At 70.5% G+C, this 25,378-nt stretch carries 23 protein-coding genes; 9 read left to right on the top strand and 14 right to left on the bottom strand.

The features are described from left to right. Positions 1-2 precede the first annotated feature (2 nt). The 4 genes from GE300_RS19075 to GE300_RS19060 all read right to left on the bottom strand — a co-directional run bounded on the left by GE300_RS19075 (position 3) and on the right by GE300_RS19060 (position 4,725). Complete coding sequence (locus GE300_RS19075; protein ID WP_154449069.1) at positions 3-911, bottom strand: ABC transporter permease subunit; 909 nt, start codon at positions 909-911, stop codon at positions 3-5. Beyond that, positions 911-1,918 (bottom strand): ABC transporter permease subunit, encoded by a 1,008-nt coding sequence (locus tag GE300_RS19070; RefSeq protein ID WP_154449067.1) that lies wholly within the window; start codon positions 1,916-1,918, stop codon positions 911-913. Before GE300_RS19070 ends, GE300_RS19075 begins: the two co-directional genes overlap by 1 nt. Next, positions 1,918-3,012, bottom strand: a complete 1,095-nt coding sequence (locus tag GE300_RS19065; protein ID WP_154449065.1) for a M24 family metallopeptidase — start codon at positions 3,010-3,012, stop codon at positions 1,918-1,920. Before GE300_RS19065 ends, GE300_RS19070 begins: the two co-directional genes overlap by 1 nt. 120 nt (positions 3,013-3,132) lie before the next feature. Then, positions 3,133-4,725, bottom strand: coding sequence for an ABC transporter substrate-binding protein (locus GE300_RS19060; RefSeq protein ID WP_154449063.1), 1,593 nt, complete (start codon positions 4,723-4,725; stop codon positions 3,133-3,135). 190 nt (positions 4,726-4,915) lie between these two features. On the opposite strand from GE300_RS19060, the gene GE300_RS19055 reads away from it, so the two are divergent. Then, complete coding sequence (locus tag GE300_RS19055; RefSeq protein WP_154449061.1) at positions 4,916-5,647, top strand: sulfotransferase-like domain-containing protein; 732 nt, start codon at positions 4,916-4,918, stop codon at positions 5,645-5,647. A 47-nt stretch (positions 5,648-5,694) separates the two neighbouring features. On the opposite strand, the gene GE300_RS19050 is transcribed toward GE300_RS19055, so the two are convergent. The 8 genes from GE300_RS19050 to GE300_RS19015 all read right to left on the bottom strand — a co-directional run bounded on the left by GE300_RS19050 (position 5,695) and on the right by GE300_RS19015 (position 15,406). Continuing rightward, complete coding sequence (locus tag GE300_RS19050; protein ID WP_154449059.1) at positions 5,695-7,134, bottom strand: hypothetical protein; 1,440 nt, start codon at positions 7,132-7,134, stop codon at positions 5,695-5,697. A gap of 79 nt (positions 7,135-7,213) precedes the next feature. Further along, positions 7,214-9,142, bottom strand: coding sequence for an elongation factor G (locus GE300_RS19045; RefSeq protein WP_154449057.1), 1,929 nt, complete (start codon positions 9,140-9,142; stop codon positions 7,214-7,216). 206 nt (positions 9,143-9,348) lie between these two features. Then, positions 9,349-10,263: an SMP-30/gluconolactonase/LRE family protein gene (locus GE300_RS19040; RefSeq protein WP_154449055.1), complete on the bottom strand. Its 915-nt coding sequence runs from the start codon at positions 10,261-10,263 to the stop codon at positions 9,349-9,351. Between the two features lie 12 nt (positions 10,264-10,275). Continuing rightward, the gene (locus tag GE300_RS19035) at positions 10,276-11,214 is read right to left on the bottom strand and encodes an ABC transporter permease (RefSeq protein ID WP_154449053.1); all 939 of its coding nucleotides are present in this window, start codon (positions 11,212-11,214) and stop codon (positions 10,276-10,278) included. Beyond that, positions 11,211-12,161: an ABC transporter permease gene (locus GE300_RS19030; protein WP_154449051.1), complete on the bottom strand. Its 951-nt coding sequence runs from the start codon at positions 12,159-12,161 to the stop codon at positions 11,211-11,213. Before GE300_RS19030 ends, GE300_RS19035 begins: the two co-directional genes overlap by 4 nt. Beyond that, a complete protein-coding gene (locus tag GE300_RS19025; protein WP_154449049.1) occupies positions 12,161-13,612 on the bottom strand; it encodes a sugar ABC transporter ATP-binding protein in 1,452 nt (483 codons plus the stop codon). Before GE300_RS19025 ends, GE300_RS19030 begins: the two co-directional genes overlap by 1 nt. Positions 13,613-13,631: 19 nt before the next feature. Continuing rightward, positions 13,632-14,657 carry an ABC transporter substrate-binding protein gene (locus tag GE300_RS19020; RefSeq protein WP_154449047.1) on the bottom strand — a complete coding sequence of 342 codons (1,026 nt, stop codon included), beginning with the start codon at positions 14,655-14,657 and terminating at the stop codon, positions 13,632-13,634. Positions 14,658-14,839: 182 nt separating this feature from the next. Beyond that, entirely contained in the window at positions 14,840-15,406 is a 567-nt protein-coding gene (locus GE300_RS19015; RefSeq protein ID WP_154449045.1) for a GAF domain-containing protein, read from the bottom strand. Positions 15,407-15,761: 355 nt separating this feature from the next. On the opposite strand from GE300_RS19015, the gene GE300_RS19010 reads away from it, so the two are divergent. The 6 genes from GE300_RS19010 (at position 15,762) to GE300_RS18985 (ending at position 21,739) form a co-directional block, all read left to right on the top strand. Then, positions 15,762-17,171 (top strand): mannose-1-phosphate guanylyltransferase/mannose-6-phosphate isomerase, encoded by a 1,410-nt coding sequence (locus GE300_RS19010; protein ID WP_154449043.1) that lies wholly within the window; start codon positions 15,762-15,764, stop codon positions 17,169-17,171. A 147-nt stretch (positions 17,172-17,318) separates the two neighbouring features. Beyond that, positions 17,319-18,710, top strand: a complete 1,392-nt coding sequence (locus GE300_RS19005) for a circularly permuted type 2 ATP-grasp protein (protein ID WP_154449112.1) — start codon at positions 17,319-17,321, stop codon at positions 18,708-18,710. A 5-nt stretch (positions 18,711-18,715) separates the two neighbouring features. Continuing rightward, positions 18,716-19,666 carry an alpha-E domain-containing protein gene (locus GE300_RS19000; protein WP_154449041.1) on the top strand — a complete coding sequence of 317 codons (951 nt, stop codon included), beginning with the start codon at positions 18,716-18,718 and terminating at the stop codon, positions 19,664-19,666. 3 nt (positions 19,667-19,669) lie between these two features. Next, complete coding sequence (locus GE300_RS18995) at positions 19,670-20,476, top strand: transglutaminase family protein (RefSeq protein ID WP_154449039.1); 807 nt, start codon at positions 19,670-19,672, stop codon at positions 20,474-20,476. A 29-nt stretch (positions 20,477-20,505) separates the two neighbouring features. After that, positions 20,506-21,228, top strand: a complete 723-nt coding sequence (locus tag GE300_RS18990) for a peptidase (protein WP_154449037.1) — start codon at positions 20,506-20,508, stop codon at positions 21,226-21,228. Between the two features lie 166 nt (positions 21,229-21,394). Continuing rightward, positions 21,395-21,739: a phasin family protein gene (locus GE300_RS18985; RefSeq protein ID WP_154449035.1), complete on the top strand. Its 345-nt coding sequence runs from the start codon at positions 21,395-21,397 to the stop codon at positions 21,737-21,739. Positions 21,740-21,770: 31 nt separating this feature from the next. On the opposite strand, the gene gntR is transcribed toward GE300_RS18985, so the two are convergent. Together gntR and smpB are read right to left on the bottom strand one after the other, a co-directional pair. Further along, positions 21,771-22,841 (bottom strand): HTH-type transcriptional regulator GntR, encoded by a 1,071-nt coding sequence (gntR, locus tag GE300_RS18980; protein ID WP_325063323.1) that lies wholly within the window; start codon positions 22,839-22,841, stop codon positions 21,771-21,773. A gap of 4 nt (positions 22,842-22,845) precedes the next feature. Then, on the bottom strand, positions 22,846-23,319 hold the full coding sequence (gene smpB / locus GE300_RS18975) for an SsrA-binding protein SmpB (RefSeq protein WP_154449033.1): 474 nt from the start codon (positions 23,317-23,319) through the stop codon (positions 22,846-22,848). A 155-nt stretch (positions 23,320-23,474) separates the two neighbouring features. Here smpB and sbmA point away from each other — a divergent pair, with 155 nt between their 5' ends. Both sbmA and GE300_RS18965 read left to right on the top strand, forming a co-directional pair. Beyond that, the gene (sbmA, locus tag GE300_RS18970) at positions 23,475-24,758 is read left to right on the top strand and encodes a peptide antibiotic transporter SbmA (RefSeq protein ID WP_325063322.1); all 1,284 of its coding nucleotides are present in this window, start codon (positions 23,475-23,477) and stop codon (positions 24,756-24,758) included. Positions 24,759-24,876: 118 nt separating this feature from the next. Next, positions 24,877-25,329 carry a DUF421 domain-containing protein gene (locus GE300_RS18965; RefSeq protein ID WP_154449031.1) on the top strand — a complete coding sequence of 151 codons (453 nt, stop codon included), beginning with the start codon at positions 24,877-24,879 and terminating at the stop codon, positions 25,327-25,329. The last annotated feature ends 49 nt before the right edge of the window (positions 25,330-25,378 follow it).

The raw sequence follows: 25,378 nt of genomic DNA, 5'->3' as shown, positions 1-25,378 counted from the left end.
TCTCAGCTCCGCTTCAGTTTCGGATCGAGCGCGTCGCGCAGGCCGTCGCCCATCAGGTTGATCGCCAGCACCGTCACCAGGATGGCGAGGCCGGGGAAGGTGACCACCCACCAGGCGCGCAGGATGAACTCGCGCGCCTCGGACAGCATCGTGCCCCATTCCGGGGTCGGCGGCTGCGCGCCCATGCCCAGAAAGCCCAGCGCCGCGGCGTCCAGGATCGCGGTCGAGAAGCTCAGCGCCGCCTGCACGATGATCGGCGCCAGGCAGTTCGGCAGCACGGTGACGAACATCAGCCGCGGCAGCGAGGCGCCGGCGACGCGGGCCGAGGTGACGTAGTCCTTCGGCAGCTCCGACATCACGCTCGCGCGGGTCAGGCGCACGTAGTGCGGCTGCAGCACGATGGCGATGGCGATCATCGCGTTCAGCAGCGACGGGCCCAGGATCGCCACCAGCACCAGCGCCAGCAGCAGCGACGGGAACGCCAGGATCACGTCCATCAGCCGCATGATGATCGAGTCCAGCCAGCGCGGCGAGAACCCGGCCAGCAGGCCGACGGTGATGCCGCCGCCCGCCGCGATCACCACCACCACGATGCCGACGAAGAACGAGAACCGCGCGCCGTGCAGCAGGCGGGACAGCATGTCGCGCCCCACCATGTCGGTGCCCAGCGGGAACTGCCAGCTGCCGCCCTCCTGCCAGACCGGGGGCTGCAGGAACGCCTGGCGGTACTGCGCCGTCGGGTCGTGCGGCGCGATCAGCGGCGCGAAGATCGCGACGAACAGGAACGCCAGGAAGATCCACAGGCCGAACACGGCGCCGCGGTTCTCGCGGAAGTAGTACCAGAACTCGCGCAGGCGGCCGGGCCGTTCGGCCTCGGTCGACAGCGCGTCGGGGTCGGTTGCGGTCGCCATCACGCCTTCCTGATCTTGGGATTGATGAAGCCGTAGAGCACGTCGACGGTCAGGTTCACGATCATCACCATCACCGCGATCAGCAGCAGCCCGCCCTGCACCACCGGATAGTCGCGGCGGAAGATCGAATCGACCATCCACTTGCCGATCCCGGGCCACGAGAAGATCGTCTCGGTCAGGATCGCGCCGGCCAGCAGCGTGCCGACCGACAGGCCGATCACGGTGACCACCGGGATCATCGCGTTGCGCAGCGCGTGCAGGCCGACGACCCGCTGCGGCGGCAGGCCCTTGGCGCGGGCGGTGCGGATGTAGTCCTCGCCCAGCACTTCCAGCATCGCCGAGCGGGTCTGCCGCGCGATCACCGCCAGCGGGATCGTGCCCAGCACGATCGCCGGCAGGATCAGGTGCTGCACCGCCGAGCCGAACGCCCCCTTCTGCCCCGACAGCGCCGAGTCGATCAGCATGAAGCCGGTGACGTCGTCGAAGAAGTACTGCAGCGAGATCCGCCCCGAAACCGGGGTCCAGCCCAGGTTGCCCGAGAACACGATGATCAGCAGCAACGCCCACCAGAAGATCGGCATCGAATAGCCGACCAGCGCGGTCGACATCAGCGCCCGGTCGAACAGCTTGCCGCGGTTCACCGCCGCGATCACCCCCGCCGGCAGCCCCAGCACCAGCGCGAACACCATCGCGCAGATCGACAGCTCCAGCGTCGCCGGAAACAGCGAGAAGAACTCGTCCCACACCGGGCGCTTGGTGACGAAGCTTTCGCCCAGATTGCCCTGCAGCACGCCGCCGAGATATTCGATGTACTGCTCGATCAGCGGCCGGTCGAAGCCGAACTGCTCCTGCAGCGCCTGGTAGCGTTCCTCGGTCATGCCGCGCTCGCCCGCCATCACCAGGATCGGATCGCCGGGCAGCACGCGGATGAACGCGAACGAGATCAGCGTGACCCCGAAGAAGGTCGGAACGAAGGTCAGCAGCCGGCTCAGCAGGAATTTCAGCATCAGGTGCCCACCAGGGTCAGCGTCTTGTCGAACCCGGTCAGCGACCGGCAGCCGTCCTCGGTGACGACCACGTCATCCTCGATCCGCACGCCGAAGCCGCCGATGCGGTAGAGCCCCGGCTCGACGGTGAAGACCATTCCCGGCTCCAGAACCTGGCGGTTTCCGCGCATGATGTACGGTGCCTCGTGTACGTCGCGGCCCAGCCCGTGGCCGGTCTTGGTGCGAATCCGGTCGCAATAGCGCGAGGCCTCTAGCACGCCCGTCACCGCATCGTCCACATCATGGGCCGTCGCCCCCGGCCGGGTGACTGCGAGTCCGCGCAGGTTCGCGCGCAGCACGGTGTCGTAGACCGCCTGCGCCTCGTCGTCGGCATGTCCGACGAACACCGTGCGGGTGATGTCGGCGCAGAACCCGTCCAGGCGCGCGCCGAAGTCGAACAGCAACGCGTCGCCGGGTTGAATGGCGTAGTCGGCGCGGGCATGGGCGTGCGGCCGGGCCGAGTTGTCGCCGGCGGCGACGATCGGGCCGAACGCGTGCGCCTCGGCGCCGTGGCGGAACAGCGCCTGGGTCAGCAGGCTTTCGACCTGCTTCTCGGTCTGGCCGGCGCGGACCTGCGCCAGCACCTCGGCCAGTGCGGTTTCGGAGATCCTGATCGCCCGCTCCAGCGCCGCGATCTCGTCCGGGCGCTTGCGCAGCCGCACGCCCGAGATCTCGCGCTCGGCATCGACGATGCGCAGGCCGGGACAGGCCGCGACCAGCGCGTGGTGCACGAACACCCGCATCACCTGGCCCTCGACCGCCAGCGATTGCAGCGGCAGGTGCGCGGCCAGCGCGGCGAAGGCGTGGTCATAGCCGTCCTGGTCGCGCCAGTCGAACACCTCGCCCTCGAACCCCAGCAGGTCGAACGAGCGCAGCTCCAGGTTCGGGACCAGCGCCGCGGGCGGGCCCTCGGGCGGGATCACGATCACCAGCGGGCGCTCGTGGCTGTGGAAGCCGTGGCCGAACAGCCGCTCGAAGTTCGGGCCGGGCACCAGGGCCACGGCGTCGGTGTTCAGGGCGCGCGCGACGGCGCGGTATTCGCTGTAGCGGTCCATCCGGTCCTCGGGCTGCGCGAAAGTCGCATGGCGACACGGGAACGGGCCAGGGGCCCGTGCGTCGGAACGGAAACGGGCCGGGGGCACGCACCCCCGGCCCGCGCGCGTGTCACGTCACGATCACTGCTCGATCGAGACGCCGTAGAAGATGTGCCCGCCCAGCGGGTGGACCTTGTAGCCCTGCACCTCGGGACGCATCGGCATGTAGACCACCGAGTGCGCGATGGTGGCCCAGGGCGCCTGCTCCTTGAAGATCTCCTGCGCCTGCTGGTAGAGCTTCGCGCGCTCTTCCTGGTCCGAGACGGTCTTGGCCTTCTGGATCAGCTCGTCGAACGGCTCGTAGCACCACTGCGCGCGGTTCGAGTTCTCGACCCCGTCGCAGCCCAGCAGCACCGCCAGGAAGTTGTCCGGATCGCCGTTGTCGCCGGTCCAGCCCAGCAGGATCGCGCCGTCGCGGTCCAACTCGCGCGAGCGGCTCAGGTACTCGCCCCACTCGTAGGACACGATTTCGACGTCCACGCCGACCTGGCTGAAGTCCTCCTGGATCAGCTCGGCCATGCGGCGGGCGTTGGGATTGTAGGGGCGCTGCACGGGCATCGCCCAGACCTTCATCGACAGGTCGGTGACGCCGGCCTCTTCCAGCATCGCCTTGGCGGCCTCGGGATCGTAGGGATCGTCCTCGATGCCCTCGGCATAGCCCCACATGGTCGGCGGGATCGGGTTCTTGGCGATCTGCCCCGAGCCCTGGAACACGACATCGATGATCGCCTGCTTGTCGATCGCCATGTTCAGCGCCTTGCGCACCTTGGGATCGTCGAACGGTTCCTGCGTGGTGTTGTAGGCCAGATAGCCGACGTTCAGCCCTTCCTGCTCGGCCACGACGATGTTCTCGTCGGCCTTCATCGCCTCGATGTCGGCGGGGTTCGGATAGGGCATGATGTGGCACTCGCCGGCGGTCAGCTTCTGGTAGCGGACCGAGGCGTCGGGCGTGATCGCGAACACCAGGTTCTCGATGTCGGCGGGGTCGCGCCAGTACTCGTCATTGCGCGCGTAGCGGATGACGGCGTCCTTCTGGTAGGCGACGAAGCTGAACGGGCCGGTGCCGATCGGCTGCTGGTTCAGCATCTCGGGGGTGCCGGCCTCGATCATCGCGTCGGCGTATTCCTTGGACATGATCGAGGCGAAGCCCATCGCCAGGTTGGCGACGAACGGCGCCTCGGGGCGGTTCAGCACGAACTTGACGGTGTAGTCGTCCACCTTCTCGATCGAGGAAAGCAGGTCGGGCATCGACATGCCGTCGAAGTATTCCCAGGTGCCGCCGGAGACCTCGTGGTAGGAGTTGTCGTCCTTCCACTGGCGCTCGAAGCTGAAGATCACGTCGTCGGCGTTGAAGTCGCGGCTGGGGGTGAACATGTCGTTCGAATGGAACTTCACGCCCTGGCGCAGCTTGAAGGTGTACTCCAGCCCGTCCTCGGACACTTCCCAGCTTTCGGCCAGGCCCGGGATCACGTTGGTGGTGCCGGTCTCGAACAGCGTCAGCTTGTCGTAGATGGTGTGCTCGGACGCGTCGAAGGTGGTGCCGGAGGTGTACAGCGCCGGGTCGAACCCCTCGGGCGAGCCCTCCGAGCAATACACCAGCGTCTGCGCCGACGCCGACCCGGCGGCGAGCGCCGCGAACAGCAGCCCGGCCGTCAATCTTCGTGCAAAATCCATTGATTATCTCCCTAGTCTAGTTGGACCGCGTCTTCTGCGCGGCGCGTGCCGAATAAGACACCCATTCCGCCGGGCTTGCAACTGCGGCTCCGAAACCTGACGTTGCGGAAATCCGGGTGCCGCGCCGCGGCATGCTTGCGGCGGCGGCGGCAGGGTGTACCGTCGCGCCGGAACCCAGCGGAGGGCGGGCATGAACGTCGCGATGTGGTCGGGTCCGCGCAACCTGTCGACGGCGCTGATGTACGCGTTCGGCGCGCGCCCCGACTGCGCCGTCTGGGACGAGCCGTTCTACGCCGCCTACCTGGCGCGCACCGGGCTGGACCACCCGATGGCCGACCGCGTCCTTGCCGCGCACGAGGCCGACCCGGCGGCGGTCGCCGCGCGCTGCGCCGGCCCGGCGCCGGACGGCCGGGCGGTGTTCTACCAGAAGCACATGGCGCAGCACATGCTGCCCGGGTTCGACCTGTCGTGGACCCGGTCCGCGGTCAACGTGTTCCTGATTCGCCACCCGGCGCGGGTGATTGCCAGCTACCACGCCAAGCGGCAGAACCCGGTGCCCGCCGACATCGGCGCGGCCGGGCAGGCGGCGCTGTTTGCGCGCACCGCGGCCGCGGCGGGGCGCGACCCGGTGGTGATCGACAGCGCCGACATCCGCGCCGCCCCCGAGCCGATGCTGCGCGCGCTGTGCGCCGCGATCGGGCTGGCGTTCGATCCGGCGATGCTGCGCTGGCCGGCGGGCGGACACCCCGGCGACGGCGTCTGGGCCGCGCACTGGTACGGCGCGGTGCACCGGTCCACCGGCTTCGCCGGCCCCGAGGGGCCGCTGCCGGCGGTGCCGAAGCACCTGCGCCCGGTGCTGGAGGACGCGCTGCCGTACTACCGGCGGCTGCGCGCCCGGGCGCTGACGCCGACCGGCGGCTGATGCGCTGCACCCGCACGACGCCTGGCCGGGGGGCCGGGCCGCCGCGTCTAGCCCGGCACCAGCGCCAGCAGCAGCACCCAGGCCGACACAGCCAGCCCGCCGGCCAGCACGTAGCCGCCGTTCCAGACCATGCCGACGCGGCGCGCCTCCACCCGCGCCAGGGTGCCGATCATCAGCGTCGAGGCGGTGTAGGGCGAGCTGGCGCCGCTCAGCGCCCAGCCGCCGGTGACGGCGACGATCACCTCGGTCGGGGTCACGCCCATCTGCGCCGCCGACGGCAGCACCGGGATCAGCAGCGAGGCGGTCAGGATCGGGTTCATCCCCAATTGCCCGGTCAGCGGGATCAGCCAGACCAGCGCCAGCAACACCGCCCAGCCCGGCACCGCCGACAGGTCCAGCCCCGAGGTCCGCACCACCGGCACCAGCAGCGCCGCGCCCAGCGCGCCGATGAAGCCGGCCGTCATCAGCAGCACCAGCTCGCCGCGATAGCCCGGCAGGTCGCGCAGCAGGTAGTCGCGGCCGCGCCGGCCGGTGGCGCGCAGCCGCGCGCCGGGCGCGGCCTGCAGCATCGTCCAGCCCAGCGCGATCAGCGGCACCACCACGATCACCACGCCCACCGCGCGCACCCCGGCGGCCAGGTGCAGCCCGCCGACGGCGATCACCAGCAGCAGCAGCAGCCACAGCAGCGGCAGCTGCGTGCGCCAGCCGCCCTCGGGCCGCGGCGGCGCCGGGCGCGGCCCCGGCAGGCGCGGCTTGAACACCGTGTCCAGCGCCCAGCCCACCGCCGCCAGCAGCGCCGCCGTCACCAGGCAGGCGGGCAGCGCCGCCGCCCAGCTGGCGCCGGGCACCAGCGTCGTCGAGACCGCCATCGCGAAGCCCAGCGGCGACCAGGCCAGGGTCGAGGTGAAGCCGCGCTGGATCGCCATCAGCATCCGCCGGACGCGGATCGCGCGGATCTGCGGGTCGGGCTCGCGGCCGGCGCTGGTCACCGACATGCTGCCCAGCAGCGCGATCGCGCCGTAGTTCAGCAGCAGCCCGAACACCTGCCCGCCCGCGGTCAGCGCCAGATAGCGCCGCCCCGGCGGCTGCTGCGCCAGGAACCGCCCGGCGCGGTGGATCGCCGGCGAGGTGTCGGCGACATGCCGCAGCGAGGTCAGCGCGCTGAAGAAGGCGGCGATGAACGCGGCGCTCTGCAGCGCGCGGTCGACGTCGGCCAGCCAGCTGGCGCGGGTGGCCATCGCCGCCGCCACCAGCGCCAGGCCGATGACCACGAACAGCCGCCGGCTCCAGCGGACCTGCGGCGCCAGCAGCAGCAGCAGTGCCGCGGCCAGCGCGGCGGCGGCGTCGCCGGCCCAGCCCGGCCCGCCCCAGTCGCGCAGGATCATCAGCAGCAGCACCGTCAGCGACAGCGCCCCGGCGGCGCGGTCGGCGACCCTGCTGTCTGGCCGGTCGGCGCTGTCGCCGGCATCGGTGGGTGTGCTGGACACGGGCGGACGCCCCTCGGGAACAGGAATGCGTCCTTTCAAGCAGGTTGCGGGCGGCGGTTCAATCCGCCGCCCGGGAAAATCACGCCGGCTCGCCGGTCAGCGCCGCGCTCAGCTTCTCGGCCTCGCGGCCGTAGACCTCGGTGTAGTGGTCGAACCGCGCCTCGGCCCAGGCGGTGCCCTGGGTGGCGCTGCCCAGCGCGCGCTGCAGCTCGTCCAGCGCCGCCGCCGGCAGCAGCGCGCTGAACACGTCCCAGCCATAGGCGGCGGGGTGCGCCTCGAAGCCCAGCACCTGGCCCTTGAGCCCGTTCATCACCGGCACCAGCCCGCCCGAGAACGGCGCCGGCACGTGGATGTCGACCCGGAAGATCGGCTGCAGCAGCACCGGCGCGGCCTGCTTCAGCGCCTCGCGCACGGCGGCCTTGCCGGCGGTGCGGAAGGCGTGGTCCGAGCTGTCGACCGAATGGTGCTTGCCGTCCTTCAGCGTCACCGCGACATCGACCACCGGAAAGCCCAGCGGCCCCTGCGCCAGCGCCTCCTCGGCGCCGGCGGCGACGGCGGGGATGTAGTTGCGCGGCACCGCGCCGCCCTTGACCACCTCGTCGAAGGCGAAGCCGGCGCCGCGCGCGGCCGGCGCGACCTGCAGCTGCACGTCGGCGAACTGGCCGGCGCCGCCGGACTGCTTGCGGTGGCGGTGGTGCTGATCGACCGCCCTGGTGATCGATTCGCGGTAGGCCGGCGGCACCGGCGCCAGGTCGATCTCGATGCCGAAGTCCTCGGCCAGCTTCGCCGCCACCCGGCGCGCGTGCATCGGCCCCTGGGTCGCCAGGATCGGCTTGCCGGTCTGCGGATCCTGCTCCAGCAGCAGCGCCGGGTCGGTCTCGGCCAGCTTGCCCAGCGCACCGGACAGCCGCACGTCGTCGCGCTCGTGCAGCGGCGCGACCAGCTGGCGCAGGCCGGGCACGCGGCGGCGCATCCAGTCCGGCGCCGGGGCGGCGCCGTCGGCGGTCAGCAGCGTGCCGGCGGCCAGGTGGTCCGACTTGACCGCGATGGCGAAATCGCCCGGCGCCACCCGGTCCACCGGGGTGCGCGCGTCGAGCGCGGTCAGGTTGCCCGGCGCCGCGCCGCCCAGCGGCGCGCCGGCGGCGACGCCGTCGGCCAGCGCCCGCAGCACGGTCATCTTGCCCAGGTGCTTGCGGACATCGGCCAGGAAGGCCACCGCCAGCGGCGCGCCGCCCAGCCGCGTGCGGGCGGCGTCCGGGCCGGGCACCTCGTGGCGCAGGGTCTTCATCAGCCGCTGCATGCCGTTGCCGTGGCTGGCCGCGCCCAGCAGCGCCGGCATCGCCTCGTGGCTGGCCAGCACCCTGGCGGCCAGGCCGAACACCTCGTCGGTGGCCGGGCGCTTGTCCTCGATCAGCTGCTCCAGCAGCGCGTCGTCGAAATCGGCCAGGTGCTCCAGCAGCTCGGTGCGGGCCTCCTGCTCGCGCTCCTTCGCGGTGTCGGGCATCTCGATCAGGTCCGAGCGCTGGCCCTCGTTGAACTGCCACGCCCGTTCCGAGATCAGGTCGATGGTGCCAGTGACGCTGTCGCCGCTGCGCATCGGCACCTGGCGCAGGATGATCGGCTGCGGGCAGAACGCCTGCAGCGCCGCCACGATGTCGCGCACCCGGCCGGCGGGGGCGTCGATCCGGTTGACGAACAGCACCGCGGGGATGTCGGCCTCCTGCACCAGCCGCAGGTAGGGCGCGGACAGCACCGCGGCGTCGGGGTCGGGGGGCACCACCACCACGGCGGCGTCGCTGGCCAGCACCGCCTGCGCGGCCAGGCCCAGCGTCTCGGTGCCGCCGGCGATGTCGATGCAGCCCCAGGCGTCGCCCAGATAGTCGAAACGCCGCAGCGTGGCGGCGTCCGAGAACTCGTTGATACTGGCGCGGCCCTCCAGACCGGCCAGCGCGTCCGCCAGCGTGGTCTTTCCCGATTGCGACGGGCCGATGACGGTGAATACCCTCATGCGCGGATTCCTCCCTGTCTGCGTTGGGCACGCGCGAATGCACGGGCCGCTGCGCGATGGGTGGTCTCGCACGGATGCGATCCGGCCTGCCGGTCTGCCTCGGCGGCGTCGGGATCGGTGGCGCCTTGGTCGGGCCTTCGGCGGTCCCGGCGACTCTGCGAAGTGTCGGGCAGGGCCGGGCGGGCGGTCAAGCCCTCACGGCGGGTTCACGGCTGCTGCGCGCCGTTGGTGCCGACGAACACCGAATACAGCGCATGGGTCGAGGTGATGAACAGCCGGTTCCGCTTCGGCCCGCCGAAGCACAGGTTGGCGGCCATCTGCGGCAGCCTGATCTTGCCCAGCAGCGTGCCGTCGGGGGCGTAGCAGTGCACCCCGTCCTGCGCGCTGGACCACAGGTTGCCGTCCACGTCGAAGCGGAACCCGTCCGGCACCCCGGGCGAGACCTCGACGAACACGCCCTTGTCGGTCAGCGTGCCATCGTCGCCCACGTCGAAGCGGCGGATGTGGTGCGGCCCGTCCGGGTCGTGGCTGAAGCCGCTGTCGGCGATGTAGAGCCGGCTTTCGTCGGGCGAGAACGCCAGCCCGTTGGGCTTGACGAAATCGTCCGCCACCACGCGGATCTGCCCCGAGGTGTCCACCCGGTAGACGTAACAGCCGTCCTGCTCCGGCTCGGCCTTGTGGCCCTCGTAGTCGCTCATGATCCCGTAGGTCGGGTCGGTGAACCAGATGCTGCCGTCGGACTTCACCACCACGTCGTTGGGCGAGTTCAGCCGCTTGCCCCGGTGGCTGTCGGCGATCACGGTGATGGTGCCGTCGGGCTCGGTCCGGGTCACCCGCCGCCCGCCATGCTCGCAGCTGACCAGACGGCCCTGCCGGTCGCGGGTGTTGCCGTTGGCGAAATTGCTGTCGGCGCGGAACACGCTGACGCCCGCATCCGGCACCCAGCGCAGCATCCGGTTGTTCGGGATGTCCGACCAGACCAGGAAATTGCCGTCGCCGAACCAGACCGGCCCCTCGGACCAGCGGCAGCCGTCGAACAGCGTCTCGACCGCCGCCGTGGGCACGGTCAGCGCCCGGAACCGGTCGTCGTGATACTCGATGTCGTCGCCCACAAGCGCCATGCACAAATCTCCTCAGATGCGTCTGCGCCCGCCGCTGGCCGCGACGATGACGCCGATGATGATCAGCCCGGTCAGCACCAGCCGCACCCCGGCGCCCGCGCCGAAGGTGTTGAGCATGGTGACCAGAAGGAACAGGAACAGCGCCGCGCCCCACAGGCCCGGCACATTGGAATAGCCGCCCGCGACCGAGGTGCCGCCGATCACCACCACCGCGATCGAGGACAGCAGGTACTCCTCGCCCATGTTCAGCGCCGCGCCCCCCGAAAAGCCCGCCAGCAGGAAGCCGCACAGCCCCGCCAGCGTCGCGCACATCAGGTAGGTCAGCGCCCGCGTCCGCTCGACCCTGATGCCGGCCAGGTGCGCCGCGCGCTGGTTCTGCCCGATGGCCAGCACCGCACGGCCATAAAGCGTACGCGTCAGCAGCAGGTGCATCGCCACCGCCAGCGCGGCGACGGCCAGCGCGATCACCGGCACCCCCGCGATCCGGGCGGTGGTGAAGTCGGCCAGCGGCTCGGGCGGCTTGACGCGCAGGCCACGGTTGTACCAGATCGCCGCCGACTGGAAGATGAAGCTGGACGACAGCGTGGCGATAATCGGCGGGATGCGCAGCAGCCGGATCAGCGCGAAGTTGACCGTGCCGACGCCCAGCCCGATCAGCAGCGCCAGCACCAGCCCCACCGGCAGCATCGCCGCCGCGCCGCCCATCACCTTCATCGACACGGTGCCGGCCAGCGTCATGCAGGCCGGGATCGACAGGTCGACATTGCCCGGGCCGAGGGTGATCACGAACATCTGCCCCAGCGCCACGATCACGTAGAACGCGCCGAAGGTCAGCGCCGCGCTGAGAACCTGGGCCGAGCCGGTGCCGCCGGTGAATGCCGCCGTCGCCAGCCAGACCGCCGCCGCCCCGACCCAGGCCCAGAGCCAGGGCTGCCGCAGACGCCCGCTCATCGCCGCGCCTCGCCGCGGCTGATCAGCACGCGCAGCGCCAGCACCAGGATCAGGATCGCGCCCTGCGCGCCGATCTGCCAGTCCGGGTTGAGCCGCAGGAACGACAGGAACGAGCCCGCCAGCGCCAGCGTCACCGCGCCGATCACCGCGCCGATGGGCGAGACCCGGCCGCCGACGAACTCGCCCCCGCCCAGGATCACCCCGGCGATGGACAGCAGCGTGTAGCGCAGCGCGATGTTGGCATCGGCCGAGGTCGTCAGCCCGACCAGCGCCATCCCCGACAGCGCGCCGAAGAAGCCCGCCAGCGCGAACATGGTCATCTTGATCCGCAGGATCGACCAGCCCGCCCGCGCCAGCGAGGCCGGGTTGCCGCCCGCCCCGCGCAGCACCGTGCCGAAGGCCGAGCGCATCAGCCCGACATGCACCACCCCGGCGATCGCCACTGCGGCGATGATCGGGAACGGCACCAGCGGCGGCTTCAGCGTCATCAGCGACCGGATCCAGCCCGGTGCCGCGCCGCCCGGCGTCGGCAGCACCAGCACCGCAAGGCCCAGCCAGACAAAGGACATGCCCAGCGTGACCACGATGCTGGGCAGGTTCCGCAGGTGGATCAGCGCCCCCAGCAAGGCATAGACCCCGACCAGCCCGGCCAGCGCCAGCACGCCCAGCAGCGGCGTGTCGTTCAGCCAGGTCGCGGTGATGCAGGCGCACAGGCTGACGAACGCCCCGATCGACAGGTCCAGCTCGTTCACGCACAGGATGAACATCTGCGCGATCGTCGCCAGCGCGATCGGGATCGCCAGGTTCAGCAGCAGGTTCAGCCCGAAATAGCTTTGCGTGCGCGGTTGCAGCCAGAAGATCGTGACCAGCAGCGCCGCCAGCGACAGCGGCGGCAGCAGCGCGCGCAGCAGGCGCGGAGAGATCAGGTTTCCGATCTGACTGGCCATCACGCGTCCTCGCGGAAGCTGGCGTGGATGACCTTTTCCTCGGTCATCTCGGCGCGCGGCAGGTCGGCGGCGATGATCCCTTCGCGGAAGACGTAGACGTGGTCGCAATTGCGCAACTCGTCCGTCTCGGTCGTGTACCAGAGGAAACAGCGGCCCTTGGCGGCCTGCTCGCGGATCATGCCGTAGACCTCCTGCTTGGTGCCGACATCGACGCCGCGCATCGGGTCGTCCATCACCACGATCCGCGCGTCCGAGCCCAGCGCGCGGGCGAACAGCGCCTTCTGCTGGTTGCCGCCCGACAGCGACAGGATCGGGTTGCCGACGTCCGGCGTGCGGATGCCGATCTTCCGCCGCCAGTCCTCGGCGAAGTGGGTGATCCCGGCCTCGTCCAGCAGCCACTTGCCCTTGAACCGCCTGAGCGAGCCGACGGCGATGTTCTCGGCGATCGACCACAGCGGAAACACCCCGTCCGACTGCCGGTCGCCCGCGACCAGCGCCACCGGCCCGGCGACATCCGTTCCCGGCGCGCGGTCGAAGATCCGCACCAGAAGCTCGGTCTGGCCCTGCCCCGACAGGCCTGCCAGCCCCACGACCTCGCCCGCATGGGCGGTCAGTTCCCTTTCGTCGGGCTGCTTGAGCGGCCGCGCCCGCACCACCGGCTGCGCGGTGCCGCGCTTCGGCGCCGCGTCGGCCTGGCCGTGCGCCTCGGTCACGCTGCCCATCGCCGCGACCAGCGAGCGGCGGTCGAAGGCGCGTGCGGCGTCCAGCGCCACGACGCCGCCGTCGCGCATCACCGCGATCCGGTCGGAGGTGTCCAGGATCTCGCCCAGCAGGTGCGAGATCAGCACGCAGGTGCCGCCGCCCTCGACGAACCGCCGCACATGCTTCAGCAGCAGACCGGCGGCGACGCTGTCCAGCGAGCTTGTCGGCTCGTCCAGGATCACCACGCGGGCGGGGCGGTCGGTGACGGCGAAGGCGCGGGCGATCTCGACCATCTGCCGCCGCGCGATCGACAGATCCCCGACCAGATCGTTGGGCGAGATCCCGTGCCCCGGAAACACCTCGCCCAGCTTGTTGCCGATCAGCCTGCGCGCCTGCCCGCGCCAGCCGAAGCCGCGAATCGCCGGATGCGAGATCCGCGCGTTCTCGGCCACGGTCAGGTTGGGGCAGAGCGACAGCTCCTGGAACACGCAGCGCACGCCGTGCGCCTGCGCGTTCGCGGTGGAATAGCCGCCGGTCACGTCCTGCCCGGCGATCGAGACACGACCCGCGTCCGGCGTCAGCACCCCCGACAGCACGTTCATCAGCGTGGATTTCCCCGCGCCGTTGTGCCCGACCAGCCCCAGGCACTCGCCCGCGGCCAGGTCCAGCGACACCCCCGAAAGCGCGCGGACGGCGCCGAATCGCTTTTCGACGCCGTCCAGCCGGACGATGGGAGCGGTCGCGGTCATCTGCCGTGAGAGGCCCGGATCAGCTGCCCGACGCCTCCGCGATCACCGCCTTGGCATCCTCCAGCGTGTACTCCACGTTGGCGACGCCGCCTTCCTCGGTGTTGGCCAGGTTTTCTTCAAGATTGTCCTGGTCGATGCGCAGGAACGGCACGGTCATGTCCTTCGGCACCTCGGCGCCGTCCAGGATCTGCTGCGCCACCCAGAACGCCAGCGTCGAGACCCCCGGCGCGATGCTCACCGACATCGTCTCGTAGCCGCTGGCGTCCTTCTGTTCCTTCCACCAGGTCAGCTCGTCATGGCGGTTGCCCATGACGATGATCGGGATGTCGCGCCCGGCGGCCTTGAACGCCTGCGCCGCGCCATAGCCGTCGCCGCCCTGCGTCACCACCGCGGCGACGTCCGGCAGCGAGGGCAGGATGCCCGCGACCGCCTTCTGCGCCACGTCCTGCGCCCAGTTGCCGTGGACCGAGCCGACGATCTCGAACTTGCCGGTCTCGTCCACGCCCTCCTGGATGCCGGCGCTGATCTCGTCGTCGACGAACACGCCGGCCAGGCCGCGGATCTCCAGCAGGTTGCCGCCGTCCAGGCGGTCGGCCAGGTACAGCACCTCGTCCTTGCCCATCTGCTGGAAGTCGACGGCGATGCGCCAGGCGCAGGGCTCGGTGACGATGCCGTCGAAGCTGACCACGGTCACGCCGGCGTCGCAGGCCTCCTTGACCGCGCCGTTCAGCCCCTCGGGCGAGGCGGCGTTCAGCACGATCGCGTCATAGCCCTGCAGGATCAGGTTCTGGATCTGCGCCGCCTGCTCGGTCACCTGGTTCTCGGCGGTGGTGAAGGCGTCGGCGGCGGCCACGGCGCCGTCGGCCACGGCCTGTCCCGTCACCTTCTCCCAGCTGCGCAGCATCGCCTGCCGCCAGCTGTTGCCGGCATAGTTGTTCGACAGCGCGATGCGCTTGTCCGAGGTGTCCGCCACGGCCGAGGTCCCGGCCGAAAACGCCAGCGCTGCGGCGGTCGCCAGCAGCGCCGCCCGTTCGGTGATGGTCATGATTCGCTCCCCAAAGTCGGTGTCCCGCCGGCTGTCGGCGCCGGGTGGGGGCCGGCACGGCGGCGCGCGCGGCGGCGCGACGATCCTCCGGCCCAAGGGCCAGTCTGCCCAAGGCCCCGGAAATCGCAAGCTTTTATTGCCTGATGTACCGCCGGTCGGGGCGGGTCGCGCCGGCGCCGGGCCTAGGCGGCGCCGCGCTGGCGCCGCTGCAGCAGGCCCAGCGTGCGCATCGAGGCGCGCAGCAGGATCTCGCGCTCGGCCAGCGCCGCCAGCTGCTCCATCGCCTCGACATCCTCGTCGTGCCAGTGGCGCGGCGCGTGGTCGATCACGCTGAGCACGCAGATCACGTCGTTGATCGGCCCGCGCACCGGCACCCCCAGATAGGCGCCGACGCGGCCGAACTCCTGCGCGGCGTGGGTGCGGATGTCGTGCAGCGCGTCGGGAATCACCAGCGGCGCCGCGCTGGCGCTGACGTGCTTGCAGATCGAGTAGCGCAGCGGCAACTCGCGCGAGCCGGCCAGCGGTTCGGGCGCGCCGCGCAGCGAGGTCATGAACTGCCGGTCGCTGTCGGTCTCGATCACGCTGAGCATGGCGATCGGCGCGCGCAGCAGCTTTTGCGCCAGCGCGGCGATGCGGTCGAAGGCGGAGTCCGGCGGCGTATTCACCAGCCCCAGGTCGGACAGCGAATAGAGCGCCGTGTTCCGGTGGCCTGTCTGCTCGGACGGCACGCGATGCAACCTGCTCAACATCAATCTATCTATCGCCTGACTAGTTCATCTGTGACCTGCCACACCTTCTTTAAGAGCGTGACAAGAAATGTCCACAGATGGTTGCGGCGGAAATCGTTCGCGGGGAAACCGGTTGCCCGCATCGCGCCGGCCCATCCGAGGCCCGTGGCTCTTCTATTCCGGGCGGTTTCTTTGTCTGCAAGTGCAATCGCATACAATGCCGGGGGCGGCGCGACGGCGGCAGATTCCATCGCCATGTGGCAAAACTGTCCCATTCGCGTGTCGTTCCTGCCGGCGGCAGTCCCAGACGGGGCTTTAACGTCATGCGTGCATCGGGCATCATCCGCCAAAAGCCGCGGCAAGGAGCAGTCAGCGCATGGAATCACGCATTCTGCCCGTCATCCTGTCGGGCGGCAGCGGCTCGCGCCTGTGGCCGGTCTCGCGCCGGGCGCGGCCGAAGCAGTTCCTGCCGCTGACCGGCGAGCGCACGATGCTGCGCGAGACGCTGGACCGGCTGGCGCCGCTGGGCCTTGAGATGCTGATTCTGTGCGCCGAGCAGGCGCGCTTCCAGGTCGCCGAGCATGTGCAGGAGGCCGGGCACCGGGCGCGGATCGTGCTCGAGCCGCTGGCCCGCAACACCGCGCTGCCCTGCGCCGTCGCGGCGCTGATCGCCGAGCGGCAGGCGCCGGGGACGATCCTGCTGATCGCGCCCGCCGATCACTACATCCCCGACGCGGCGGCGTTCCGCGCCGCCGCCGCGCACGCCGCGGCGCTGGCCGCGCGCGGGCACATCGTCACCTTCGGCGTGACCCCGGACGGCCCCGAGACCGGCTATGGCTACATCCGCCGCGGCGAGGCGCTGTGCGAGCGCGGCGCGCGGGTGGCGGCGTTCCGCGAGAAGCCCGACCTCGAGACGGCGCGCGGCTACCTGGCGTCGGGCGACCACTTCTGGAACGCCGGCATCTTCGCCGCCCCGGCGGCGCTGCTGCTGGACGAGCTGCGCGCGCACGCGCCGCAGGTGCTGGACGCGGCGCGCGGTGCGCTCGACGGCGCCGGCCGCGACCTGGATTTCCTGCGCCTCGCCGCCGATCCGCTGGTGGCCTGCCCGGACCTGTCGATCGACTACGCGGTGATGGAGCGCACCCGCCGGGCGGCGATGGTCCCGGCCGAGTTCACCTGGTCCGACCTCGGCTCCTGGGCGGCGATGTGGGAGATCGCCCGCGAGGGCGCCGACGGCAACGCCACCCGCGGCAACGTCGCGCTGCTGGACACGAAGCGAAGCTATGTCCACAGCGACGGCCCGCTGGTCGCGGTCACCGGCGTGCGCGACCTGGTGGTGGTGGCGACCGCCGACGCGGTGCTGGTCGCCGACCGCGCCGCGCCCGGCGCCGCGGGCGAGGTCGTCCGGCACCTGAAGGCCGCCGGCCACCCCGAGGCGACCGAGCACCGCCGCGTGCTGCGGCCCTGGGGCAGCTACGAGGCGCTGGCCTCCGGGCCGCGCTTCCAGGTCAAGCGGATCGCGGTCCGGCCCGGCGGCGTGCTCAGCCTGCAAAGCCACCTGCACCGGGCCGAGCACTGGGTGGTGGTCTCGGGCACCGCCGAGGTCACCGTCGGCGACACCGTCCGCACCCTGGCCGAAAACGAATCCGTCTACGTGCCGCTGGGCGCGACGCACCGGCTGGCGAACCGCGGCAAGGTCGAGCTGGTGCTGATCGAGGTGCAGTCCGGCAGCTATCTGGGCGAGGATGACATCGTGCGCTATGATGACATCTATGCCAGAAAGTGACCACGCAGGCGGCAGGTGCACGGAAAAGCGGCAGCGGACGCCCGCAACCGGTCGCGGCAGGACTGCCGCGTTGAATTTGCCCGCGCGCTTTGAAAGGCTCGCAGGATCCGGCAGGGGGCGCGCGTGAAGTCCAGGTTCTTCAACGAAATGTACGACGGCGACACGGTGCGTCCCGCCTATGCCAACCTGACGCAGTGGATCGACGGCCACCCGCCCGAGCATTTCGAGCTGAAGCGGAAGGAGGCCGAGACCATCTTCCGCCGCATCGGCATCACCTTCGCGGTCTACGGCAGCGAGGAAACCTCCGAGCGGCTGATCCCGTTCGACATGATGCCGCGGGTGTTCACCGAAACCGAGTGGCGCAAGCTGGAGCGCGGCGTCAAGCAGCGCGCCCGCGCGCTGAACGCGTTCCTGTGGGACATCTACCACCGGCGCGAGATCGTCCGCGCCGGCCGCATCCCCGGAGACCTGATCTGGCGCAACGAGGCGTTCGAGCCGGCGGTGGTCGGCACCTCGCCGGCGCGCGGGGTCTATTCCCACGTCGTCGGCGTCGACCTGGTGCGCACCGGCCTCGACGAGTTCTTCGTGCTCGAGGACAACTGCCGCACCCCGTCCGGCGTGTCCTACATGCTGGAGAACCGCGAGATCATGATGCGGCTGTTCCCGGACCTGTTCCGCTCGTCGCGGATCCTGCCGGTGGACGACTACCCGCAGGCGCTGCGCCGCACCTTCGCCTCGGTCGCGCCCGAGAAATGCGCCGGCGAGCCGACGATCGCGGTGCTGACGCCGGGTTCGTTCAACTCGGCCTACTACGAGCATTCCTTCCTCGCCGACCAGATGGGCGTCGAGCTGGTCGAGGGCCCCGACCTGTTCGTCGACGGCGATTTCGTCTACATGCGCACCACCCGCGGCCCGCAGCGGGTCGACGTGATCTACCGCCGGATCGACGATCCGTTCATCGACCCGCTGTGCTTCCGCCCCGACAGCCTGCTGGGGGTGCCGGGGCTGATGAACGTCTACCGCTCGGGCGGGGTGCAGATCTGCTCGGCCCCCGGCGCCGGCGTCGCCGACGACAAGGCGATCTACACCTACGTCCCCGAGATGATCCGCTTCTACCTGGGCGAGGAGCCGATCCTGAACAACGTGCCGACCTGGCGCTGCTCCGAGCCGGACGAGCTGAAGTACGTGCTGGAGCATCTGGGCGAGCTGGTGGTGAAGGAGGTGCACGGCTCGGGCGGCTACGGCATGCTGGTCGGCCCCGCCTCGACGAAGGAGGAGATCGACGCCTATGCCGCGCGCATCCGCCACGATCCCGGCGACTTCATCGCCCAGCCGACGCTGGCGCTGTCCACCTCGCCGACCTTCGTGGATCAGGGCCTTGCGCCGCGCCATGTCGACCTGCGCCCCTACTGCCTGGTGGGCGAGACGGTGCACCTGACCCCGGGCGGGCTGACCCGCGTGGCGATGCGCGAGGGCTCGCTGGTGGTGAACTCGTCGCAGGGCGGCGGGGTCAAGGACACCTGGGTACTGGCGGAGTAGGGGCAATGCTGAGCAGGACCGCAGAGAACCTCTACTGGACCGCGCGCTACGTCGAGCGCGCCGACTGCACCGCCCGTCTGCTGGAGATGGGCTACCGGATGCAGCTGATCCCGACCGCCGACGGCGGCTTCGCCAGCGAATGGGAGTCGGTCCTGACCGCCGCCGGCGCCCGCGGCGATTTCGCCGAGCGCTACGGCGACGCGGTCGAGCGCAACGTCGTCAGCTTCCTGGTGTTCGACGCGGCGAATCCGTCCAGCATCAAGTGCTGCCTGGCGTCGGCGCGGAACAACGCGCGCGCGGTGCGCACCGCGCTGACCACCGAGGTCTGGGAGGCGCTGAACCGCGCTTACCTCGAGTTTCAGGAGCTGGAGCGCACGCCGCGCTCGGAACTGTCGCTGCCGCAGATCTGCGACTGGACCAAGCGCCACGCCGCCGAGGTGCGCGGTGCGCACGAGAACACCCAGCTCGAGAACGAGGGCTACCGGTTCTTCAACATGGGCCACGCGGTCGAGCGCGGCGACAACACCGCGCGGCTGCTGGACGTGAAGTACTATGTGCTGCTGCCGACCAGCGACATGGTCGGCGGCGGCATCGACAACTACCAGTGGACCACTCTGCTGCGGGCGCTGTCGGCGCACCGCGCCTATCACTGGGCCTATGGCGGCGACTACGCGCCCAGCCGGATCGCGCATTTCCTGATCCTCAACCGCGCCTGCCCGCGGTCGCTGGTGCATTGCGTCAACGCCGCCGAGGACCACCTGACCGAGCTCAGCCGCGTCACCGGCCAGCGCACCGAGGCCAACGACGCCGCCGCCGCGCTGCTGGCCGAGCTGGCCGACGCCGAGATCGGCGACATCGTCCACGACGGGCTGCACGAGTTCCTCGGCCGGTTCGTCGCCCGGAATGCCGACCTGGGGCAGAAGATCGCCGACAGCTATCTTTTCGGAAAGGTCTGAGCCATGCGGCTGATCGTCGAGCACAGCACCAGCTACAGCTTCGAGGCGCCGCGCAAGCGGGTGGTGCAGAGCCACCGCCTGACCCCGTCCGACAGCGCCGCGCAGACGATCCGCGCCTGGTCGGTCGCCGCCGATGGCGCCAGCTTCGGCGCGGCGTTCGTCGACGGCGCCGGCAATCGGGTCAGCACCATGACCGTGCCGGGCCCGGTCGACGGCGTCGCCGTTCTGGTGCGCGGCGAGGTCGAGACCGCCGACACCGCCGGCGTGCTGCGCGGCCACCGCGAGACCGTCGCGCCGCCGGTCTACCTGCGCGAGACCTGGGCCACCGCCGCCGGCATCGGCCTGCACGAGCTGGGCGCGCAGGTGTCCGCGCCGCTGGGCACGCTGGACGCGGCGCACGAGATGTGCGCGCTGGTCGCCGACACCATCGCCTACACGCCGGGGGTGACCGAGGCCGACATGACCGCCGCCGACGTGGTCGAGCTGGGCCAGGGCGTCTGCCAGGACCAGACGCAGGTGCTGATCGCCATCGCCCGGATCCGCGGCACCCCGGCGCGCTACGTCACCGGCTACCTGCTGGCCGGCGACGAGACCGTCGGCGACGAGGCCAGCCACGCCTGGGCCGAGCTTTACCTGCCCGACCTGGGCTGGGTCGGTTTCGATCCGGCGAACCGCTGCTGCCCGGACGCGCGCTACATCCGCGTCAGCTCGGGGCTGGATGCGCTCGACGCAGCGCCGATCCGGGGGATTTCGCTTGGCGCGGGCGAGGAAAGCATGGATATTCAGGTCAGCGTGGCCGCCCAGCAGTAGGCGGCCGCCCGGGCAGGAACATAAATCCGATGACGTATTGCGTGGGCCTGCTGCTGAACGCAGGCATGGTCTTTCTTGCCGACACCCGCACCAACGCGGGCATCGACAACATCGCCACCTACCGCAAGCAGTTCGTGTTCTGCGAGCCGGGCGAGCGGATCATCGTGATCCAGACCGCCGGCTCGCTGTCGGTCACGCAGACGGTGATCGCCAAGCTGACCGAGGCGATCGAGGACCCCGAGTCCGGGCCCGACAGCTCGATCCTGCAGGCGCCCACCATGCTGCGCGTGGCCGAGATGGTCGGCCAGACGCTGTCCGACGTGTCGGCCGACATCTCGGCCAAAGTCAGCCGGATGACGCAGGCCGCCAGCGCGTCGATGATCGTCGGCGGCCAGCGCCGCGGCGGCGCGCAGCGGCTGTTCATGCTCTACCCCGAGGGCAATTTCATCGAGGCGACCGAGGACACCCCCTATCTGCAGATCGGCGAGCACAAGTACGGCAAGCCGATCCTCGACCGGGTGGTCACGCCCGACACCAGCCTCGAGGACGCGCGCAAGGTCGCGCTGCTGTCGATGGATTCGACGCTGCGCTCGAACCTGTCGGTGGGCATGCCGCTGGATCTGCTGGTGGTCCACCGCGACGCCTGCGCCATCGCCGAGCAGACCCGGATCGAGGCAGGCGATGCGGATTTCCTGGCGATGTCAGAGGCCTGGTCGTCGGCGCTGCGCGACAGTTTCAAGGCGGTGCCCTAGGCCGGCGCGCGGCTTGAGGGGGGATCCCCGCCGATCCGCGTGCGGCGCGATCGCGGGCTTTGACCGGACCCGGATGTATCGTAACATTGGAATGTAAGGCCGGCGCCGGACGCTGGACGCCCGCAATCCCAGCGCGTCGTCGGCCCTTTCCTGGGGAGGATGGGACATGACACGCAAAGCCGCGCCCGAGACTCCGGCGATCCCGGATCCGCTGACCGCGTTCGCTGCGATGGAGGGGCTGCGCGATTCCAGCCTGCGCACGCTGTCGCTGCTGGGCACCAACTGGATGTACAACATCAGCGGCTTTACCACCGAGGTGGCGCAGTTCCTGTCGGACCGGGTGCAGCAGGACTTCCGGCTTCAACACCAGTTGATGCACTGCAACGACATGGACGAGCTGCGCCGGGTCCAGGCCGATTTCGTGCGCGACGCGCTGGACCAGTACATGGCCGAGACCGGCAAGCTGGTGCAACTGGGCGGCGACATGATGGCCGGCACCGTCACCCAGTGATCGCCGCGCGGCGGCCGGTGCGCACCGGCGGTCAGGCGATCGGCCGCACCCGGCCGGGGCCGGGCGCCACCGCGCCCTGCCCGCGCCGGGTGCTGTCGCGCCGCACCAGCCGGAAGCCCAGATCGCGCACCGGCCGGCCCGGATCCTCGTCCGCCAGCCGCGCCAGCAGCATGGTCATCGCCTGCCGGCCGACCTCGCGCCGCGGCGTCTGCACCGAGGTCACCGCCGGGCAGGCGGTCGCCATCGCCGAGATGTCGTTGAAGCCGCAGATGCCGAACCGGTCGGGGATCGCCAGCCCGCGGCGCTGGCACTCGAACAGCACGCCCAGCGCCAGATCGTCGTTGTTGCACAGCACCGCGTCGGCGTCCGGATCGCGGGTCAGCAGTTCGACCAGTTGCTCGGCGCCCAGCGGCACCGAGCTGGGCCGGTCAGCGAACAGCACCCGCGCCGGGTTGTACAGCCCCTTGCCCTCCAGCCCGGCGCGGAACCCCGACAGCCGCCGGGTCGAGCGCGCGTCGCGCCGCGCGCCCAGGAAGGCGATGCGGCGGTAGCCCGAGTCGACCAGGTGCTCGGCGGCGACGCGCGCCGCGTCGGAATGCGAGAATCCGACCATCATGTCGAACGGCGCCGGGCCGATCTCGGTGATCTGCACCACCGGGCAGGGCGCGCTGCGCAGCAGCCCGGCGGTGGCCGCCGACTGGTCGATCCCGGTGACGATCAGCCCGGCGGGGCGCTGCGTCAGGAACATGCGCAGCAGCCGCTCCTCCTCGGCGGCGGAATAGCGGGTGTTGGCGATCTGCACCCGGTAGTCGGTGGTCTCGCAGACCTCGTAGAGGCCGCGCATCGTGTCCAGGAACACCGAGTTGGTGACCGAGGGCACCAGCACGCCGACGATGTCGGACCGGCTGGACGCCAGCGCCTTGGCCGCCGGGTCCGGGGTGTAGCCCAGATCGCGGATCGCCGCGGCGACGCGGGCGCGGGCCTCGGTCGACACCCGGCCGGGGGTGCGGATCGCGCGGCTGACGGTGATCGCGCTGACCCCGGCCGCGCGCGCGACGTCCATGATCGTGGGATTGCCGCTGCCGCGCCGCTTGCGTGCCACGGGCCTAGCCGTGCGCCTTCAGCAGGCGCTGCTTCTGCCGGTTCCAGTCGCGCTTCTTCTCGGTCTCGCGCTTGTCGGCGACCTTCTTGCCCTTGGCCAGCCCCAGCTTCAGCTTGGCGATGCCGCGGCCGTTGAAGTACAGCGACAGCGGCACCAGCGTCATCCCCTCGCGGCCGACGTTCTGGTGCATCCTCGCGATCTCGCGCCTGCTGGCCAGCAGCTTGCGGCGGCGGCGCTCGTCATGGCCGAAGGTCTTGGCCTTGTCGTAGCCCTCGATGTAGGCGTTCACCAGCCACAGCTCGCCGTCCTTCACCTCGGCGTAGCTTTCGGCGATCTGGGCGTTGCCGGCGCGCAGCGACTTGACCTCGGACCCTTGCAGCATGATCCCGACCTCGATGTCGTCCTCGATCGCGTAGTTGTACCGCGCCTTGCGGTTCTCGGCGATCGTGCGCGAATTGGATGCGGGTGTCCTGGCCATGCACCGGATGTATGTGGTCGCGCGGGAGCTGTCAAAGCCGCGATGGCCCGGCCGGTGCGCGCCCATGACATGAAATTAACTGGAACGTCCGCGCGCCGCACCCTAGACCGGAAGGAACGGCGCGGCCGCGCCCATGCGACACGAGGCGATGCAAAGTGTTCTCATCCTTCTTTCCCAGGCCCGGACAGTTCTTCGGCTCGGCGCTGGCCTGGGCCATCTTCTGCGTGATCCTGTGGTACGTCACCGCCAGCGACTGGGGCCAGGCGCTGAGCCTGGGCGTGTTCGGCGGCTGGGGCTACCCCGAGGTGCTGCCGCCCGACGCCGGCGAGGAGGCGCAGGCGGTCTACGACGCCGCGCGCGCCTCGGCGCAGGGCTTCTGGTTCTGGGAATACCTGATCGTCTGCTTCGCCGCCTTCACCGCCTTCTGGCTGGTGCGCGCGCCGCATCCCTGGGCGCGCTGGTCGGTGATGGGCTCGGCGCTGATCGTGTTCGTCGCCTGGTTCCTGGTGCAGCTCGACGTGATGATCAACGCATGGTTCGGCGAGTTCTACGACCTGATCCAGGTCTCGCTGGGCGGGCAGGAGACCGTCACCGGCGCGCAGTACTACGCCACCCTCGCCACCTTCCTGAAGATCGCGCTGGTCTACATCACCGTCGCGGTGATCAACAACTTCTTCACCAGCCACTACGTGTTCCGCTGGCGCACGGCGATGAACAACCGCTACATGGGCATGTGGGACCGGATCCGCCACATCGAGGGCGCCAGCCAGCGCGTGCAGGAAGACACCATGCGCTTCGCCCGGATCATGGAGACCCTGGGCACCCGCTTCATCGACAGCATCATGACGCTGATCGCCTTCACCCCGATCCTGTGGGGGCTGTCGAGCTTCGTGAAGGAGTTGCCGCTGATCGGCGAGGTGCCGCAGGCGCTGGTGTTCACCGCGCTGATCTGGTCGGCGATGGGCACCGGGCTGCTGGCGCTGGCCGGGATCCGGCTGCCGGGGCTGGAGTTTCGCAACCAGCGCGTCGAGGCCGCCTACCGCAAGGAACTGGTGCTGGGCGAGGACCACGCCGAGCGCGCCGAGCCGCCGACCGTGCGCGAGTTGTACGCCAACGTGCGCAAGAACTACTTCCGGCTGTACCTGAACTACCTCTACTTCGACATCGCCCGCTTCACCTACCTGCAGGCCGGGGTGATGGTGCCCTACATCGCGCTGGGCCCGACGGTGATCACCGCCGGCTTCACCCTGGGCGTGATGCAGCAGATCATCCGCGCCTTCGGCCGGGTCGAGGACAGCTTCCAGTTCCTGGTGCACAACTGGTCGACGATCGTCGAGCTGATGTCGATCTACAAGCGCCTGGCCGCGTTCGAGGCGCAGATCCGCGGCGAGCAGCTGTCCGGGATCGAGCTGGAGCCCGAGACCCAGCCCGCCGAATAGCCCGCCGAATAGCCCGCCGGGCCGGTGGCCGCGTCCCGCGCCCGCGCCGGCCGCGGCTTTAAACCGCGGCCGGGCATCCTATCGTTGTTCCGCAGCACCGGGCGGGAAGGGGGCGGCGATGGCGGACGTGGACATCTGGTTCAACAGCTGGGCCCGGCTGCAGAGCATCGCCGTCGGCTCGGTGTTCTTCTTCGTGTTCATCGTCGCGCTGATGCGCCTGTCGGGCAAGCGCACCACCGGGCAGATGAACAATTTCGACTGGATCATCACCGTCGCGATCGGCAGCCTGGCGTCCAGCGGCATCCTGCTCAAGAACGTCTCGATCGCCGACGCCGCGCTGGCGATGGTGCTGCTGGCGGCGCTGCAGTCGGCGACCACCTGGCTGGCGCTGCGCAGCCCGCGCTTCGCCGGTCTGGTCAAGCCGCACCCGCGGATCCTGGCCGAAGACGGGCGCTACCTGCGCGAGGCGCTGCGCGCCGAGCGCGTGACCGAGGCCGAGGTGCGCGCCAAGCTGCGCGCGCACGGCATGACCAGGCTGTCCGAGGCGAACTTCTTTGGTTGCCGCCCGTGATGCAAGAGTGTTCTGACCTTTTTGGGGTGTGATCGAATGCGAACTTCTT

This window comes from Halovulum marinum (assembly GCF_009697225.1).
GTDB lineage: Bacteria > Pseudomonadota > Alphaproteobacteria > Rhodobacterales > Rhodobacteraceae > Halovulum > Halovulum marinum.
The sequence above is the reverse complement of the archived record's forward strand: the minus strand, read 5'-3'. Positions and strand labels throughout refer to the sequence as shown.